The organism is Haloferax sp. KTX1, assembly GCF_902410085.1.
Classification (GTDB): domain Archaea; phylum Halobacteriota; class Halobacteria; order Halobacteriales; family Haloferacaceae; genus Haloferax; species Haloferax massiliensis.
The window spans coordinates 1-440 of record NZ_CABPRH010000210.1; the positions used below are offsets into that span (position 1 = coordinate 1).

Sequence of the window (440 nt, forward strand, 5' to 3'; positions counted from 1 at the left end):
GTCTATGGCGGTGCCCTGTTGCTGGGTGCGGGCTTCTGGCTGACTCAGGAGATGTCGAAAGAGCCGACCCAAAAGGCGGCTCATCCGTGCCAGTGTGCCCCCAATGAATGCTAGGACCGTTACGTCACCCGGCAACGGGCGTAAGGAACACATTCATCGCCCAGGCCAGTAACAGGATCTGGGGAACCGCGATAACCGGTAACCAGACCGCCGACCGCTTACCGATGTTGCTCCAGATCAGGCCGATTTCGGTATAGTCCGTGGCCACGCCGGCCATCAGGAATATAAAGGGATTACCCAGTGCCCCCACCTGGTTGAAGATCTCGAAGGCCAGCGGCGAGGTGCCTTCGCTGCAGACCTCAATAATGGTGGCAAACACCAGGGTCAGGCCGAGTCCGGCGAGATCCGGCCCGAAGTAGTCCATGAACAGACCCTCGGGC

The 440-nt window shown here is 60.0% G+C and carries 1 protein-coding gene; it reads right to left on the bottom strand.

Features of this window, described 5'->3' with window-relative positions; all coding sequences use genetic code 11:
• Positions 1-124: 124 nt before the first annotated feature.
• Positions 125-440, bottom strand: a 316-nt coding sequence (locus tag FY251_RS21490; protein WP_222847900.1) for a hypothetical protein, incomplete at its 5' end; no start/stop codon positions are given.